A 16,157-nucleotide genomic window follows, 5' to 3' on the forward strand; every position below is an offset into this window, starting at 1 on the left:
TCAAAAGCATTGCTCAGACTTTACGACTTTTGACTTTATGACATTAGACTATAAAAATGGCAAAAGTAGTATTAGAATGTTCGTTTTGTGGAAGAAAGAAGCCAGAAACCCAATTATTGATTGCTGGGATTAATGCTCATATCTGTGATAAATGTATTGAACAAGCGCACGGAATTGTTCTTGAAGAAATAAAATCCAGCGGAAGTTCAAAACTGGTTGGAGATTTGATTTTGAAGAAACCAAAAGAGATCAGAGCGTTTTTGGATCAATATGTGATTGGACAGGATCAAACTAAAAAAGTAATGTCGGTTGCGGTTTACAATCACTACAAACGTTTGATGCAACAGCAATTAGACGATGAGGTTGAGATTGAAAAAAGTAACATTATCATGGTGGGACAAACTGGAACAGGAAAAACATTGGTGGCTAAAACCATTGCGAAAATGTTGGATGTGCCTTTAGCGATTGTTGATGCGACAGTTCTTACTGAAGCAGGTTATGTGGGGGAAGATGTCGAAAGTATTTTGACGCGTCTTTTGCAAGCTGCCGATTATGATGTTGCCAAAGCAGAACGCGGAATTGTATTCATTGACGAAATAGATAAAATTGCGCGTAAAAGTGACAATCCGTCTATTACACGTGACGTTTCTGGTGAAGGTGTGCAACAAGCACTATTAAAATTATTAGAAGGAACAGTTGTAAATGTACCACCAAAAGGAGGACGCAAGCATCCAGACCAAAAATTTGTTGAGGTAAATACACAAAACATTTTGTTTATCGCCGGTGGTGCTTTTGATGGAATCGAAAGAATTATTTCGAAACGATTGAACCGTCAGGCGGTGGGTTATTCTACTTCAAAAAATGTGGACAATATCGACAAAGACAATTTGCTGCAATACATTATTCCAAAAGACATCAAAGATTTTGGATTGATTCCAGAGATTATTGGTCGTTTGCCAGTATTGACACACATGGATCCTTTAGACAGAGAAACCTTGCGTGCGATTTTGACACAACCAAAAAATGCGTTAATCAAACAATACGAGAAATTGTTTTTAATGGATGATGTTGAATTCACTATTACCAACGCAGCACTTGATTTTATTGTGGATAAAGCGTTAGAATACAAGTTAGGCGCTCGTGGATTACGTTCCTTATGCGAGGCCATTTTAACAGATGCGATGTATGAATTGCCGAGCTCTGATGATAAAACATTAGAAATTGATGTAGATTATGCCAAAGAGACGTTGAATAAAAATTTATTGAAACGTTTAGAGATTGCATCATAATAAATGCATTTTTCTTAAAAATACAAACCTGTTCATTCATTTGAACAGGTTTTTTTATGGGTAATTTACACTATTTGTTATTGTTTGATAAAAGGAAGATTATTTTTTTTTATCAACGTCAGATTGTCGATTTTTGTGCATTCTAAATTAAATAATTGTAGCATGCAAGTAGAAGAGATTGAGGTTATTTTATTAAAAGTTTCTGGTCAGGACAAACCTGGTGTAACTGCTGGTCTGACATCCATCTTGGCAAATTATGATGCCATCATTTTAGATATTGGTCAAGCAGATATTCATGACACGTTATCTTTAGGTATTTTATTTGAAATAAAAGCGGGCTCTTCTTCTGGACCTGTTTTGAAAGATTTGTTGTTTAAAGCCTATGAATTGGGTGTTAAAGTTAAATTTATTCCTATCTCGATTGCAGATTACGAAATGTGGGTAAAAGCACAACGCAAACAACGCTACACCATCAATGTATTGGGAGAAACACTGACCGCTGTTCAATTAGCGGCTGTAACCAAAATACTGTCCAACCAAAATTTAAATATTGATGCGATCAAAAGGTTAACGGGTAGGGTTTCTATTATTGAGAAAGAAGAATTTCCACGATCTTGCATACAATTATCAGTTACAGGTACAATTGTAGATAAATCGTTTATGACCGCCAGTTTTATGGAAATTTCCAGAACTTTGGATGTGGATATTTCTTTTCAAGAAGACAATATGTATCGAAGAAACAGGCGTTTGGTGTGTTTTGATATGGATTCGACGTTGATTCAAACGGAAGTAATTGATGAATTGGCTGAATTGGCTGGCGTCGGAGAGCAAGTAAAAGCCATCACAGAAGCAGCGATGAATGGTGAAATCGATTTTAGCGAAAGCTTCAAGCAACGTATGGCTTTGTTAGAAGGTTTGAGCGAAGAAGTTCTGCAAACTGTTGCTGAAAATCTGCCTATAACCAAAGGAGCGCATCGCCTGATGAAAGCCTTAAAATATTACGGCTATAAAACCGCTATTTTATCCGGAGGCTTTACCTTTTTTGGAAAATACCTTCAAAAAGAATTAGGTATTGATTATGTTCATGCCAATGAATTGGAAATTAAAGAAGGAAAATTGACAGGCAACTATATCGGAGAAATTGTCGATGGTAAAAAGAAAGCAGAATACCTTCAAGCCATAGCCGATAAAGAAGGCATTCACATCAATCAAACTATTGCCGTGGGCGATGGTGCCAATGATTTGCCAATGTTGAATTTAGCAGGTTTAGGAATTGCTTTTCATGCTAAACCTACGGTAAAAGAAAAAGCAGAAAGTTCTATTTCCAGCTTAGGTCTCGACGGTGTTTTATATCTCTTAGGCTACCACGACAGACATATTGATATGATGGAGGAGGAGTAAATAAGCGAGATACTTATTTACTTTTTATTTACTAAGTTACAATCATACTTAATTTTTAATACAGATAATTTTCTAATAATTACAATTATACAAAATATAAAAAACCTCGAAAATAGTGGTCAAAAAACGGCGTATAATATCTTGAATGCCCTAGTCAACAAAGTATCCATACTTTACTAAGTTTATATGACAATTTTATTTTTTAGGAGAGCAACATTCAAAGCTAAGTCGAAAAATAGACGCTCCTTATCGTGATAATCTGGCTAGAATATTTTCGATTATAAATTTTTTCTGTCATCAATAAAAAATAGTTCAATATGTTCGGCATTCAATTCTACGTTGTTAAATTGCATCATAAACATGGCTTTATGCAGTTTTTTTTCTCGAATTTCTTCTTTATACTTATCTATTCCTTTTTTAATAGTGTGCACTTTTTCTAAATAATCCTTTTCGCCTGTTTTTTCATACCGTTCATCCAATTGTCAATTCTCAAAAAAAATATCCGGCAAATCAAGATCCGGTTGATCCTATATCCAAACGTGTTGCCTTCTCATACAGTTTTTACTTTTTTTTATTATTTCTTTAGTTATGTATAATAATTTTTTTACTAAAATTTCCTTTAGTGGTTTGAATTTTTGCAATGTATACACCGGCACTTATTTTTTTAATAGGGAGCTGAATGTTGTGTTGTTCTTGATTTTCAATCTTCCAACTAGTGATTGATTGGCCAATTGTGTTAAATAATGAAACTTCTTTAACCATTACATCTAATATATTATTGTTGATTATTAAGCTGTTTGAGTTTTTTAAATAGGCGGTAATATCATTGTTATTAATGGTGTTGTCACCTATACCTAAGGTTTTATCTGTAAATCGTAATGAAAAACGAGTTTTGTTTTCTCCTTTTGTGAGGTTTGTTTCAAATGCTTCATTGCGGATATTGTGGTATAAACCTGTCATGTCATCATAAATATAAAAAGCCTGTTCCTTATCGAAGTTTTCTGAACTATCAATCATGAACTTTACTTTTCCTACAGTATCTGTTTTTACACCAATAGGGTAGGAGGCATTTGCATCAAAAAAACCTTCTCCTTCAATTACCAATTGTTCTTCTCCATTCAATAAATACATGTCGTTTGGAAAATCATCGTTGATATAGCCGTCATAGCCATCATCGATTCCACTTGTGGCTTTTTCATCCATGAAAGCTAATAAAACCTGTCGATGGTAATTATTATTGGAATCAAATCCCAATCGAATTCTTTTAAAAGTATCATTAATTGTTGGATCACTTTCATTTTCTGTTGACTTTTTGCTGTTTTTAACATTGGGGTTAATTTTAAATAGGGTATTGCTTTCAGGATTATTTTCTTTCGCCAATAGCCTTTGTCCGTTGTTAAAAACAACCTTTTTATTTTTACCAGAGCCAGTTTTTCCATATACAAAGAACCCTTGTCCAACAGGGATATAATATTTTGGTCTTTTCGTACTCAATCCTTTCCCCCTAATTACACTGGGTGCAACCGCTGCAATTCCTCCTGATAAATTTAGTACAGCAAAACCCCCTAGATAATTGGATAAAACATGTGAATTGTTGTCTGACGAATGTTCCCAAAAATATAAAGTCCCATCTACACCAACATCCTGTAATCGATCAATAGAATTTATATTATCGGCTATAAAAATTCTAGCGTCAATAGCGGATGGATACGGGTTTCCCACAAGTAATAATTGGTCCGCGCTGATGGTATTTGAATCTACTAATCCATTGTTAGGTTTTCCGACAAATGTAAAGTTTGTGGCCGCTCCACTTCCTTTTAAGGTGTATCCTTGACCTGCTCTAAGTTCACTGGTCTCTGTTATTTGTATCCAATTAGCATAGGCTTCAGTATTAGGTTCAAATTTATATAACCAATATCTAGCTAAACTTACTGGTGTCCCTGTGTCTCCGGATGTACCATCGTAACCGGAAACCCAGTTGATGTTTCTTGGCACAGCATTAAGACCATCTTTCATAACACCAGTAACAGTGTAGTTGGTATTATTGGCGGCTGGGTTGATTGGACTTACAGGAGAGCTCCAGTAATTATAATTGTATTTGTTAGACTGACCTTGCTGGTCTCTTTCTATTGATCCAGTGCTTAAATAATCTAAATCGCTTTCAATAGTTTGTAATAATTGTGACTTGCTCTGTAAATCTATTTTCCCATCTAATTTTAAGTACCAGTCATTTTGTAAATTGGAGTCATTCATCGTAATTTTTTTACCGGAATCAACAAGCATCCCCAAATCAACATTATCAAAGGGTTCGGTAATATCATTTTGTACTTTCACAATAGACCAATCATAATCCATAATATCAGCTCCTCTAATTTGTTTTGTTGGACTATCGACTGCTGTTGCAAAACCCCCGCTTCGTTCTGTTATGAAAGGCATAGGTGCTTGTTGCGCATAAATATTTTTATGATTAAAGATTTTCATTCCGGTTACCAAGTCGACGCTGGTTGTGGTTAAGTCATCTACAATATCGTCTTTATAAGTATCCATTTGGTAATAGCGAAGCAAATCAGTAAATGAGATTGCTGTTTCAGTCGATTTGGCAACAACTTTAGGGATTACTTTACCTCTTAATTGTGGACTTGTTTCGTCAATTTCCTGATAGACCATTCTTTGCAATTGGGAATCAGTTAGCGCAACATTAAACACGCGTACCTCATCTATTTTTCCTTTGAAATATTTGGTATTCGTGCTTGGATCTTTCCCTAAAGTGAAAAGAGAAGCATCATCATTGATTTTTCCAGATGCGGCAACTGTTTGTATTAACTTTCCATTCAAATACAATTTTAAAAAACCTCCGCCGTATACGACTGCAACATGATACCATTGTGAAAATGTTAAGGGAGTATTATTTACAGCTGTAATGCCATTTACCACTGCTTCTAATTTTTTAGCAGATGTAATCCGTATTTGAAAATTATTTTGTCCTACGATGACTCCGTCAGAAGAAAATGCTGAATTCAAATTGATCCATGCCATAAATGAAGCATTGGTTAATCTTCCTAGAATTGGTGTACTTTGTCCATAATCGTTTCTGCCGTCAAAATCCAGAAATAGTTTAGAACGAATATCCCTTGGAGAACCAAAATAAGCAGTATTAGTATCAAAGGCATCTAAAATGCCATCTTTGTCAATATCTGTGTTGTAGCCCGCAGCACCAATGATACCGTCATTATTGGTGTCTATATCTTTTGGTGCGTAAATTAATTTATTGTTGGCAATGTCTAAAGCGCCGCCGGATTGTGATGTAATATCTAAATAATCAGGGATTCCATCTGTATCTGAGTCTTTAAGATAGGTAGTGGCAGTTCCTTGGTTTAAATTTCCATATACTCCGGCCGAGTAATCAAAAATGTCTAATATACCGTCTCCAAAACCTTCGTAAATTCCATCTCCATTATTGTCTTTGTTTCTAATTTTTTCTGATTCCACTCCGTCTCCACTCCCGTCTCCATTTATGTCTCCATCCCCATTAACATAATTTGAGGCCGCATTGCTATTACCAGCTCCCGATTCATCCACATCAAAAAGACTGTCATTATCGCTGTCTAGATCAATATAATTAGGAATTGCATCATTATCAGAGTTTAATGCAGCTTGATTAGCTACAGAAGCTGCACTGTCAAATAATCCGTCTCCATCTCCGAATGCCACATCTAATTTCCCTTTTCCATTGCTTAAATTTCCAAGTCCAGCTTCAACAACATCAGGTATTCCATCATTATCACTGTCTAGATCAAAATAATTAGGTATTAAGTCCCCATCAGTATCCCCACAAATAGGAACAACAAATAGCTGAATTTTATCCATAAAATTCCCAGAGAACTGACTACCAGAAGCCGTTCCAAGCACCGTAAAAGTTAAACGGGTTGTGGTTTGACCTGCGGGTACAAGATATCTTCCAGTATATTCTGTCCAGGAAGCATCTGCTGCTGAAACAAAATCTCCCTGACTTGTTAAAATGCCAATTGGGTTCCCAATTAATAGTTGTGCTACATCTTCGTTGGCACTACCAGCATACCCTTTCCGTTTGCGATGTGCAAAGGACCATTGAAGTACATCTCCAGGAGTGGTTGCAATATCTTGATAAAAACCATCATCGCTGGAGGCGTTTATCTCGGCATATTGAATTCCTGAAAAAGCTTTACCATTTATGTCATCTACAGGATCATGAGAGTTATGCCATATTTCCAAATAATTGTTTGCAGCGTCAGCGCTTTTCCATGCGGGTATCAGACTCGCATCGCCTTTCCAAATGCCCATTGTACCACTACCTGTTTTATCTGTTGGACCATTATCTAAACCTGAGGTAATAATGTTTTTATCTTCAAAATCGGCATTTAACAATCGGGGCTTTACAAAGTCGGGGCATTCTGTTGTGTCTAAAATACCATCATTATCGTCATCAATATCCACATTATCACGAATACCATCACCGTCACTATCAAAAAATGCATCAGCGACCCACGTTACAATTACTTGGCCGCTATAGCCGTTACCACCTGTTCTTGGGGTACTACCAGAATTACTATTTTGACCGCCGCCACCGCCGCCACTGAGTGCTGTTGCCGCATTACCATTTCCACCTGTACTTGAATTTCTTCCTGAAGCACCATTTCCTCCTCCATAATTTCCGCCTAACCCTGCGGTGCCTTCTGAACTATTGAATCCAATGCTTCTGTATCCCGCACCGCCGCCGCCGCCGCCGCTCGTTCCAACAACAGTTGTTGTTGAATTCCCGGTACCTCCCGCACCTCCTATAAAGGTGTGGAACACGGATGTTGTTGCAGCTCCCGAACCATTAAGGGGACTGCTTCCTGTATTAACATTTCCGCCATTACCACCTCTTGCTGTTGCTATTGGTGTTGAGCTAAAAAATGAATTGCCTCCTGCATTTCCGTTAGCACCGGATACCCCAGTTCCACCGAGTCCAACAGTAACATTAATTACGGCCAAAGCAGTAACATTTACGTCAACAATTTTGTTGTAATTTCCGCCTCCGCCTCCGCCTCCGGTAGCAAAATTGATATTTGTACATCCACCACCAGCACCACCTCCGCCCCAAAGTTGGACAGTTACTTTGCTAACACCAGAGGGTACTTTGAAAGTGCCATTGCTTGTAAAAGTTCTGGATTGGGTCTGTGAATTCGCGATAAAACATGAAAGGATTAAAAACGAAGTAAGAGTGTACTTCTTAGTAAAGAGAGTAGTTTTTTTCATATGATTTGGGCAATATAATGAATAACTAATTTTTAATCTTTGATAAAAAATCAACTGTCATATGTAGGTAAATGGAGCAGTTGACTTGAATTGGTATTAATATGTAATCTATTCTTTATCAAATATATACATATTATTTTAACAAGAATTGTTTACCCGATTAAAAGCGTTTGGCATCGATAAAATGCAATTACGAACTAAATATGTAAGTTTTATTGTAGGAAAATTGAAGTTAATGTTTTTTTGCAGATGTAAATCTATTTTTATAGAGGGTTGTGAAGTATGCTGACGCCCAAAATTTGGACAATATATGCTGACTAATTTAGATGGGACTAAAAGCCTTAAATTAGCACTATTATATCCAGATTGAAAAGAACATTAGAGAAAAACTTCAAAGCCAAAGTTGTTTTGGAAGCCTTAAAAGAGAAAGATAAAATTGTGGTATTAGCAAAAAAATAAAAGTTGCTGACCAACTAAATTTCAATGTGTAAGACGGACGCCATACGGAATCTTTCTGCGGTTTTTTCTGCAGAAAAAACGGTCTTCGCCAAAGATGAAATTCCAATAGCGAAACGCTATGCTCAAATAGGTCAGCTAACTTTGGAAAATGACTTTTTAAAAAAAAGTCTGGGTTAGTACCCATCCGTGAGCGAGTGAAAATCGTCGATATTAAAAATAAATTGAGCATTGTCAAACAATGTCGATTATTAGAAATTCATCCTGGCGTCCTTTATTGCAAAGCAAAATAGGAAAGTTTAGAGAACTTGAAAACAATGCAATTACTAGATCAACAGTATTTTAATACTTCCTTTTATGGCTGCAGGAAATTGACGTTGTAGCTCAAGGATTTAGGTATTACAATGAATCGCAAACGGGTAAAACGATTGCTTTAAATCATCAATTGGCAAACCATTTATAGAGAACCTTAAACAACAATAAGTGATAAAGAACATAAGAAATACCCTTATTTACTCAAAGGTTTAAAGATTACCCGTAAAAATAAAGTGTGGGCAACAGGTATCACCTATATTCCTATGGCAAAAGGATTTATGTATTTTACTGCGAATATAAATTTGCATACAAGATTTATTTTGAACTGCAGTGTAAGCAACACAATGAGTGCCGATTGGTGCGCCTGAAATTTTCAATACAGACCAAGGAAGTCAATACACCAGTGAGGTTTGCACCAATGTGCTATTAAACAATGAAATAAAAATTTCTATGGACGGTAAAGGACGAGCTATTGACAAAATTTTATAGAAAGATTATGGAGTACAGTCAAATACGAGAATGTATATTTACAAGAATATGCTGACGGAATCAGTCTTTATAAAGGACTTAAAGGGTATTTTGAATTTTATAATACACGGCAACTTCATCAGTCATTAGACTATGGAAAGGCTTATGACAATTATTACAAAAAAAAAGCAGTGGCATAAAATTAAAATAACTTTTTTTGGCTTTTTATAATAGCCAAAAGTTGTCTCCGATTTTAACCAAGATAATAGAATATCAAACTACAAATCTATCTTAAATCGTGGAGATTTTTGTCTAAAAAATGGGTACGACGTAAAAAGACATATAAAAATTATACAAAATATAAAAAACCTTGAAAATAGTGGTCAAAAAACGGCGTATAATATTTTGAATGCCCTCGTCAACAAAGTATCCATACTTTACTAAGTTTATATGACAATTTTATTTTTTAGGAGAGCAACATTCAAAGCTAAGTCGAGAAATAAACGTTCCTTATCGCTATAATCTGGCTAGAATATTTTCAATTATAAATTTTTTCTGTCATCAATAAAAAATAGTTCAATATGTTCGGCATTCAATTCTACGTTGTTAAATTGCATCATAAACATGGCTTTATGCAGTTTTTTGTCTCGGATTTCTTCTTCATACGGATCTATTACTTTTTCAATAGTGTGCACTTTTTCTAAATAATCCTTTTCGCCTGTTTTTTCATACCGTTCATCCAATTGTCAATTCTCAAAAAAAATATCCGGCAAATCAAGATCCGGTTGATCTATACCCAAACGTGTTGCCTTCTCATACAGTTTTTACTTTTTTTATTTTATTTCTTTAGTTATGTATAATAATTTTTTTACTAAAATTTCCTTTAGTGGTTTGGATTTTTGCAATGTATACACCGGCACTTATTTTTTTAATGGGGAGCTGAATGTTGTGTTGTTCTTGATTTTCAATCTTCCAACTAGTGATTGATTGGCCAATTGTGTTAAATAATGAAACTTCTTTAACCATTGCGTCTAATATGTTATTGTTGATTAACAAGGTGTTTGAGTTTTTTAAATAGGCGGTAATGTCATTGTTATTAATGGTGTTGTCAGCTATACGTAAGGTTTTATCTGTAAATCGTAATGAAAAACGGGTTTTGTTTTCTCCTTTTGTAAGGTTTGTTTCAAATGCTTCGTTGCGGATATTGTGGTATAGACCGGTCATGTCATCATAAATATAAAAAGCCTGTTCCTTATCGAAGTTTTCTGAACTATCAATCATGAACTTTACGTTTCCTACAGTATCTGTTTTTACACCAATAGGGTAGGAGGCATTTGCATCAAAAAAACCTTCTCCTTCAATTACCAATTGTTCTTCTCCATTCAATAAATACATGTCATTTGGAAAATCATCGTTGATATAGCCGTCATAGCCATCATCGATTCCACTTGTGGCTTTATCATCCATGAAAGCTAATAAAACCTGTCGATGGTAATTATTATTGGAATCAAATCCCAAGCGAATTCTTTTGAAAGTATCATTAATTGTTGGATCACTTTCATTTTCTGTTAACTTTTTGCTGTTTTTAACATTGGGGTTAATTTTAAATAGGGTATTGCTTTCAGGATTATCTTCTGTTGCGAATATTCTTTGTCCGTTATTAAAAACAACCTTATTATTTAAACCTGAGTCAGTTTTTCCATATACAAAGAACCCTTGCCCAACAGGGATATACCATTTTGGTATTTTCGTACTCAATCCTTTGCCGCTAATTCCACTGGGTGCAACCGCTGCGACCCCTCCTGATAAATTTAGTACGGCAAAACCCCCTAGATAATTGGATAAAACATGTGAATTATTGTCTGATGAATGTTCCCAAAAATATAAAGTCCCATCTACACCAACATCTTGTAATCGATCAACAGAATTTATATTATCACTTATAAATTTTTTAGCATCAATAGCGGATGGATATGGGTTTCCCACAAGTAATAATTGGCCCGCGCTGATGGTATTTGATTCCACCAATCCATTGTTAGGTTTTCCGACAAATGTAAAGTTTGAGGCCGCTCCACTTCCTTTTAGGGTGTATCCTTGACCAGCTCGGAGTGGAGTGGTCTCTGTTATTTGTATCCAATTAGCATAGGCTTCAGTATTAGATTCAAATTTATATAACCAGTATCTAGCTAAACTTACCGGTGTTCCTGCGTTTCCGGACGAACCATCGTAACCGGAAACCCAGTTGATATTTCTTGGTACAACATTAAAACCGTCTTTCATGACACCATTGACGGTGTAGTCAGTATTATTGGCGGCGGCATTGATTGGACTTACAGGGGAACTCCAGTAGTTAAAATTGTATTTGTTAGACTGACCTTGCTGGTCTCTTTCAATTGATCCGGTAATGGTTGTTTCCAGATCGCTTTCAATAGTTTGTAACAATTGTGATTTGCCCTGTAAATCTATTTTACCATCCAATTTCAAGTACCAGTCGTTTTGCAATTTGAAGTCATTGCCAATTGTTATCTTTTTATCGGCATTGACAATCATTCCTAAATTAGTTAGAGCGGAGGTGGTGTTTACATCATGTTTAACAACGATAATGGAAAATCGACTGTCAACTGCATCCTGACCTCTAATTTGATCCAGTGTAGAACCAACAGCGGTAGCAATATCTCCTGTTTGCTGGGTTATAAATGGCATTGGTGCTTGTTGTATTTTTAGGTTTTTCACATTATAAATTTTAGCTCCGGTTGTCACGTCGATTGCTGCTGTTGTGTGATTATCGATTACATCGTTCTTGAAGTTGTCCATTTTGTAATAGCGTTTCAAATTTGCCCAAGGAAGTCCCGTGATGTCTTTTGGGATTATTTCACCCCTAATCTGTACACCGTTAGCCTTAATTTCCTGATATACCATTTTCTGTAATTGTGAATCAGTTAAGGCAGTGTCGAAAACACGAATTTCATCGATGCTTCCTTTAAAGAATTTGTCGTTTGCTGACGGGTTTTTTCCAATTGTCAAAAGCGAAATGTCCGCTGGCAAGGCACCTGATATGGCGGCGCTGTTTATCATTGTTCCGTTTATGTACAGTTTTAGTAAACTATTGCTGCTGTCATAAACCACGGCTGCGTGAATCCACTGCATAGTGGTAAGCGCAATTGGCGCCGCAATTGTTGTGGCACCAGCAACTGCTTGTAATATCTGTGAACTGTTTACTTTTAATTGGAACTTATCCTGCCCAACAATGATGCCTTCTGCAGAATAAAGACTGTTGAGGTTGATCCAGGCCATCAGGGTGGCATTGGGCAATCCGTTAATTACAGACATATCCTGACCGTAATCATTTCTTCCATCGAATTCAATAAATAATTTACGTTCTAAATCTCTTGGAGAACCAAAATAGGAAGTATTAGTATCAAAAGCATCCAATATGCCATCTTTGTCGATGTCTGTTGCGCCAGGTATTTTACCATTCCCATCATCAATAACTTTTGGAGCATATATTAATTTGTTATTTGCAATGTCAAAAGCGCCGCCGGGTTGTGATGTAATATCCAAATAATCGGGAGTCGCATCTCCATCACTATCTTTTAAGTAGGTAGGGTATGCAGTACCTTGCCCCAAATTGCCATATACTGCGGTGCCATAATCAAGAAGGTCTAATATACCGTCGCCAAAACCTTCGTAAATCCCATCTCCATTATTGTCCTTGTTTCTAATTTTTTCTGATTCCGGTCCGTCTCCCCGCCCGTCTCCATTTATGTCTCCATCCCCATTAACATAATTTATGGCCGCATTGCTGTTACCAGCGCCGGATTCATCCACATCAAAAAGGCTGTCATTGTCGCTGTCTAGATCAATATAATTAGGTGATGCATCATTATCAGAGTTTAATGCAGCTTGATTAGCTGTAGAAGCTGCACTGTCAAGTAATCCGTCTCCATCACCGGATGCCACATCTAATTTTCCTTTTCCATTGCTTAAATTTCCAAGCCCAACTTCAATAACATCTGGTATGCCATCATTATCACTGTCTAAATCAAAATAATTAGGTATTAAATCCCCATCAGTATCCCCACAAATTGGAACAACAAATAATTGAACATTGTCCACGAAATTACCAGAGCCTGCACCACCATTGGATGTAATAGCAGTAAAAGTTAAACGTGTTGTGGTTTGACCTAGTGGAACAAGATATCTCCCTGTATATTCTGTCCAGGAAGCATCTCCGGCTGAAACAAAATCTCCTTGATTTGATAAAGGCAATGCATTTGGATTCCCTATTAATAATTGCATTATATCTTCATTAGCACTTCCAGCAAAACCAGTTCGCTTACGATGGGCAAAAGACCATTGAAGTATATCTCCTGGTGTGGTTGCAATATCTTGATAAAAACCGTCATTAGTTAAGGCATTTATCTCGGCCCATTGAATTCCTGAAAAAGCTTTACCATTTATATCATCTGCAGGATCATGAGAATTATGCCATATCTCCACTTGGTTGTTAGGTGCGGCACTTTTCCAATTAGGGATGAAACTCGCATCACCTCTCCAGATTCCCACTGTACCAGGATTGCTTGTTTTATCTGTTGGACCTCCGTCTAATCCCGAAGTTAAAATATTAATATCTTCAAAATCGGCATTTAATAACCGGGACTTTACGAAGTCAGGGCATTCTGTTGTGTCTAAAATACCATCATTATCATCGTCGATATCAACATTGTCACGAATACCATCTCCGTCACTATCAAAAAATGCATCAGCGACCCACGTTACAATTACCTGGCCTCTATAACCAGCACCACCTGTTCTAGTGGTACTACCAGAACTACCATTTTGACCGCCGCCGCCACCGCCACTGAGGGCTAGTGCCGGATTTCCATTACCACTTGTGCTTCTTCCCGAAGCACCATTTCCTCCTCCATAATTCCCGCCTATACCTGCGGCGCCTCCTGAACTACTTAATCCAACGCTTCTATACCCCGCACCGCCGCCGCCGCCGCCGCTAGTTCCAACAACAGTTGTTGTTGCATTTCCGGTACCTCCCGCACCTCCTTTAAATGTGTGGGACACGGCTGTTATTACAGCTCCCGAACCATTTAGGGGGCTAGTCCCTGTATTAACACTTCCGCCATTTCCTCCTGTTGCTGTTGCTAACGGTGTTAAAGGTGGTCCAAATAATGAATTGTCTCCTGCTTTTCCATTAGCACCGGATACCCCAGCTCCACCGGCTCCAACGGTAACATTAATTACGGCCAAAGGAGTAACATTTATGTCAATAATTTTATTATAATTTCCGCCTCCGCCTCCGCCTCCGGTAGCAAAATTGATATTTGTGCATCCACCGCCGGCACCACCACCGCCCCAAAGTTGGACAGTTACTTTAGTTACTCCCGACGGTACTGTGAAAGTGAAATTACCTGCAGTTATAAATATTCTGGATTGGGTTTGTGAAATACCGCTAAAACTTGAAAGGATTAAAAACAAAGTATGAATGTACTTCCTAGTAAAGAGAGTAGTTTTTTTCATATGATTTGGGGAATTATATGATGAATATTCTAATTTAGATCTTTGGTAAAAATCAACTGTCATCTGTAGGTTAATGGAGCAGTTGATTTAAAATAATATTAATTTGTAATCTATGTATTATCAAATATACATATATTATTTTAACAGGAATTTTTTACTCGATTAAAAGCGTTTTACATCGATAAAATGCAATTATCGACTTATTATGTAAGTTTTATTATATAAATTCAATAAAATGCTTTTTTGCAGATGTAAATCTATTGTATTGAAAGTTGTGAAGTATATTAGATTTTTTTTGTTTAGATATTTATACTGCTCCTTACCATTTTACCTTCTAAAATCGTAATGATTCATCAGCTTACCACTGTTGTAGATGCCTCTTATCGCTTTTACCGGGGCTTTTAATAACTGTCTTAAATTAACTTAAATTATTTATATGTGTGTTGAAAAGCAAAATCAATAAATCTTGGGATTAATATTTTTCGGTTTTTGTACTAAAAAAGTATTAATTTTATATTAAAACTTAAAATACCCTTATTTTTTTTAACTGCTACGACTATTTTTTTATCTCCGCCATTATTATTCACGAGTACATTTTTAATATGCGTTTTTTTTTCTTTTTAACACTTAAGGAAAGAGCAAGGTGGTTTGGCAGCTTGTTGCTTTTTATTTTTTGAGCTAGTAGCGCTACAATTTGATGATCCAAGGTTTCAAAATCCAATATTTTCTTGAAGATATCCTTTTACATTGCGGTTATTGTAGCACTGTAAAGGATGGCTCCCATCATAATAGATTGGTAGGCAGGTATCAATCCCTTTGCGTTAATATCATTTTTTTAAAATGAATCCTTTTGGATTAATTTCTTGTATTGCACGCGTAATAGCTATAGGTTCTTTGTGCATGGTGAGTAGAATTATTTTGCAAGCGGAAAAATAAATTTTAATTAGTTTAGCTAAATCATTGCTGGTATAAAGATTTTTAGATTGGAAAGAAGGTAAACTAATATCTAAAAAAGCAAGGTCCAATGTTTTTTGCTATTAATACATTTTTTGTAATTTTTAAATAGGCCTCTTCGCAGGAATAAGTTGTAATAAAATCAATGGGTGTATTATGATAATTATGGTTCTTAAGGATATTTACATACCCACCATTAGTAATGGGATGGTCGTTAACTAATAGCAGGTTGTTCTTATCGTTAAATTGTGTTATTTCTAGAACAAGGCATATTCAATTACACATATAATACTTACAAATATTTTTAGATTTTTAACTTTTTTTTTAGGACTTATTCAATAAATTATAAAGACCTGTACCGGTTTTTAAGCATAAATGTCATATTGTTAGGTATTTACAAATTAACCTAACGCAATAATGCATTTTGTAAATTGAACAATAACTTTACGTCACGATTGTTGTAAT

7 protein-coding genes are annotated in these 16,157 nt (G+C 36.1%); 3 read left to right on the forward strand and 4 right to left on the reverse strand.

The features are described from left to right. Positions 1 to 56 precede the first annotated feature (56 nt). Both clpX and serB read left to right on the forward strand, forming a co-directional pair. Positions 57 to 1,289, forward strand: a complete 1,233-nt coding sequence (gene clpX, locus ACP7AV_RS04410) for an ATP-dependent Clp protease ATP-binding subunit ClpX (protein ID WP_426063029.1) — start codon at positions 57 to 59, stop codon at positions 1,287 to 1,289. A 162-nt stretch (positions 1,290 to 1,451) separates the two neighbouring features. After that, on the forward strand, positions 1,452 to 2,690 hold the full coding sequence (gene serB / locus ACP7AV_RS04415) for a phosphoserine phosphatase SerB (protein ID WP_426090913.1): 1,239 nt from the start codon (positions 1,452 to 1,454) through the stop codon (positions 2,688 to 2,690). 278 nt (positions 2,691 to 2,968) lie between these two features. On the opposite strand, the gene ACP7AV_RS04420 is transcribed toward serB, so the two are convergent. Beyond that, positions 2,969 to 3,169, reverse strand: a complete 201-nt coding sequence (locus tag ACP7AV_RS04420) for a hypothetical protein (RefSeq protein WP_426090914.1) — start codon at positions 3,167 to 3,169, stop codon at positions 2,969 to 2,971. A gap of 103 nt (positions 3,170 to 3,272) precedes the next feature. Further along, positions 3,273 to 7,967 carry a LamG-like jellyroll fold domain-containing protein gene (locus tag ACP7AV_RS04425; protein ID WP_426090915.1) on the reverse strand — a complete coding sequence of 1,565 codons (4,695 nt, stop codon included), beginning with the start codon at positions 7,965 to 7,967 and terminating at the stop codon, positions 3,273 to 3,275. A gap of 483 nt (positions 7,968 to 8,450) precedes the next feature. Here ACP7AV_RS04425 and ACP7AV_RS04430 point away from each other — a divergent pair, with 483 nt between their 5' ends. Further along, positions 8,451 to 8,603, forward strand: a complete 153-nt coding sequence (locus ACP7AV_RS04430) for a hypothetical protein (RefSeq protein WP_426090916.1) — start codon at positions 8,451 to 8,453, stop codon at positions 8,601 to 8,603. A 1,145-nt stretch (positions 8,604 to 9,748) separates the two neighbouring features. On the opposite strand, the gene ACP7AV_RS04435 is transcribed toward ACP7AV_RS04430, so the two are convergent. Together ACP7AV_RS04435 and ACP7AV_RS04440 are read right to left on the reverse strand one after the other, a co-directional pair. Next, complete coding sequence (locus tag ACP7AV_RS04435) at positions 9,749 to 9,949, reverse strand: hypothetical protein (RefSeq protein WP_426090917.1); 201 nt, start codon at positions 9,947 to 9,949, stop codon at positions 9,749 to 9,751. 103 nt (positions 9,950 to 10,052) lie between these two features. Next, positions 10,053 to 14,738, reverse strand: coding sequence for a LamG-like jellyroll fold domain-containing protein (locus tag ACP7AV_RS04440; protein ID WP_426090918.1), 4,686 nt, complete (start codon positions 14,736 to 14,738; stop codon positions 10,053 to 10,055). Positions 14,739 to 16,157: the final 1,419 nt, after the last annotated feature.

The sequence above is a fragment of the Flavobacterium sp. DSR3-2 genome (assembly GCF_049896525.1).
GTDB lineage: Bacteria > Bacteroidota > Bacteroidia > Flavobacteriales > Flavobacteriaceae > Flavobacterium.

Bases quoted from the DNA above. Each gene is read 5' to 3' on its own strand.
- ACP7AV_RS04440 (WP_426090918.1), bottom strand. From the start codon at position 14,738: ATGAAAAAAACTACTCTCTTTACTAGGAAGTACATTCATACTTTGTTT.
- serB (WP_426090913.1), top strand. From the start codon at position 1,452: ATGCAAGTAGAAGAGATTGAGGTTATTTTATTAAAAGTTTCTGGTCAG.
- ACP7AV_RS04425 (WP_426090915.1), bottom strand. From the start codon at position 7,967: ATGAAAAAAACTACTCTCTTTACTAAGAAGTACACTCTTACTTCGTTT.
- ACP7AV_RS04430 (WP_426090916.1), top strand. From the start codon at position 8,451: ATGTGTAAGACGGACGCCATACGGAATCTTTCTGCGGTTTTTTCTGCA.
- clpX (WP_426063029.1), top strand. From the start codon at position 57: ATGGCAAAAGTAGTATTAGAATGTTCGTTTTGTGGAAGAAAGAAGCCA.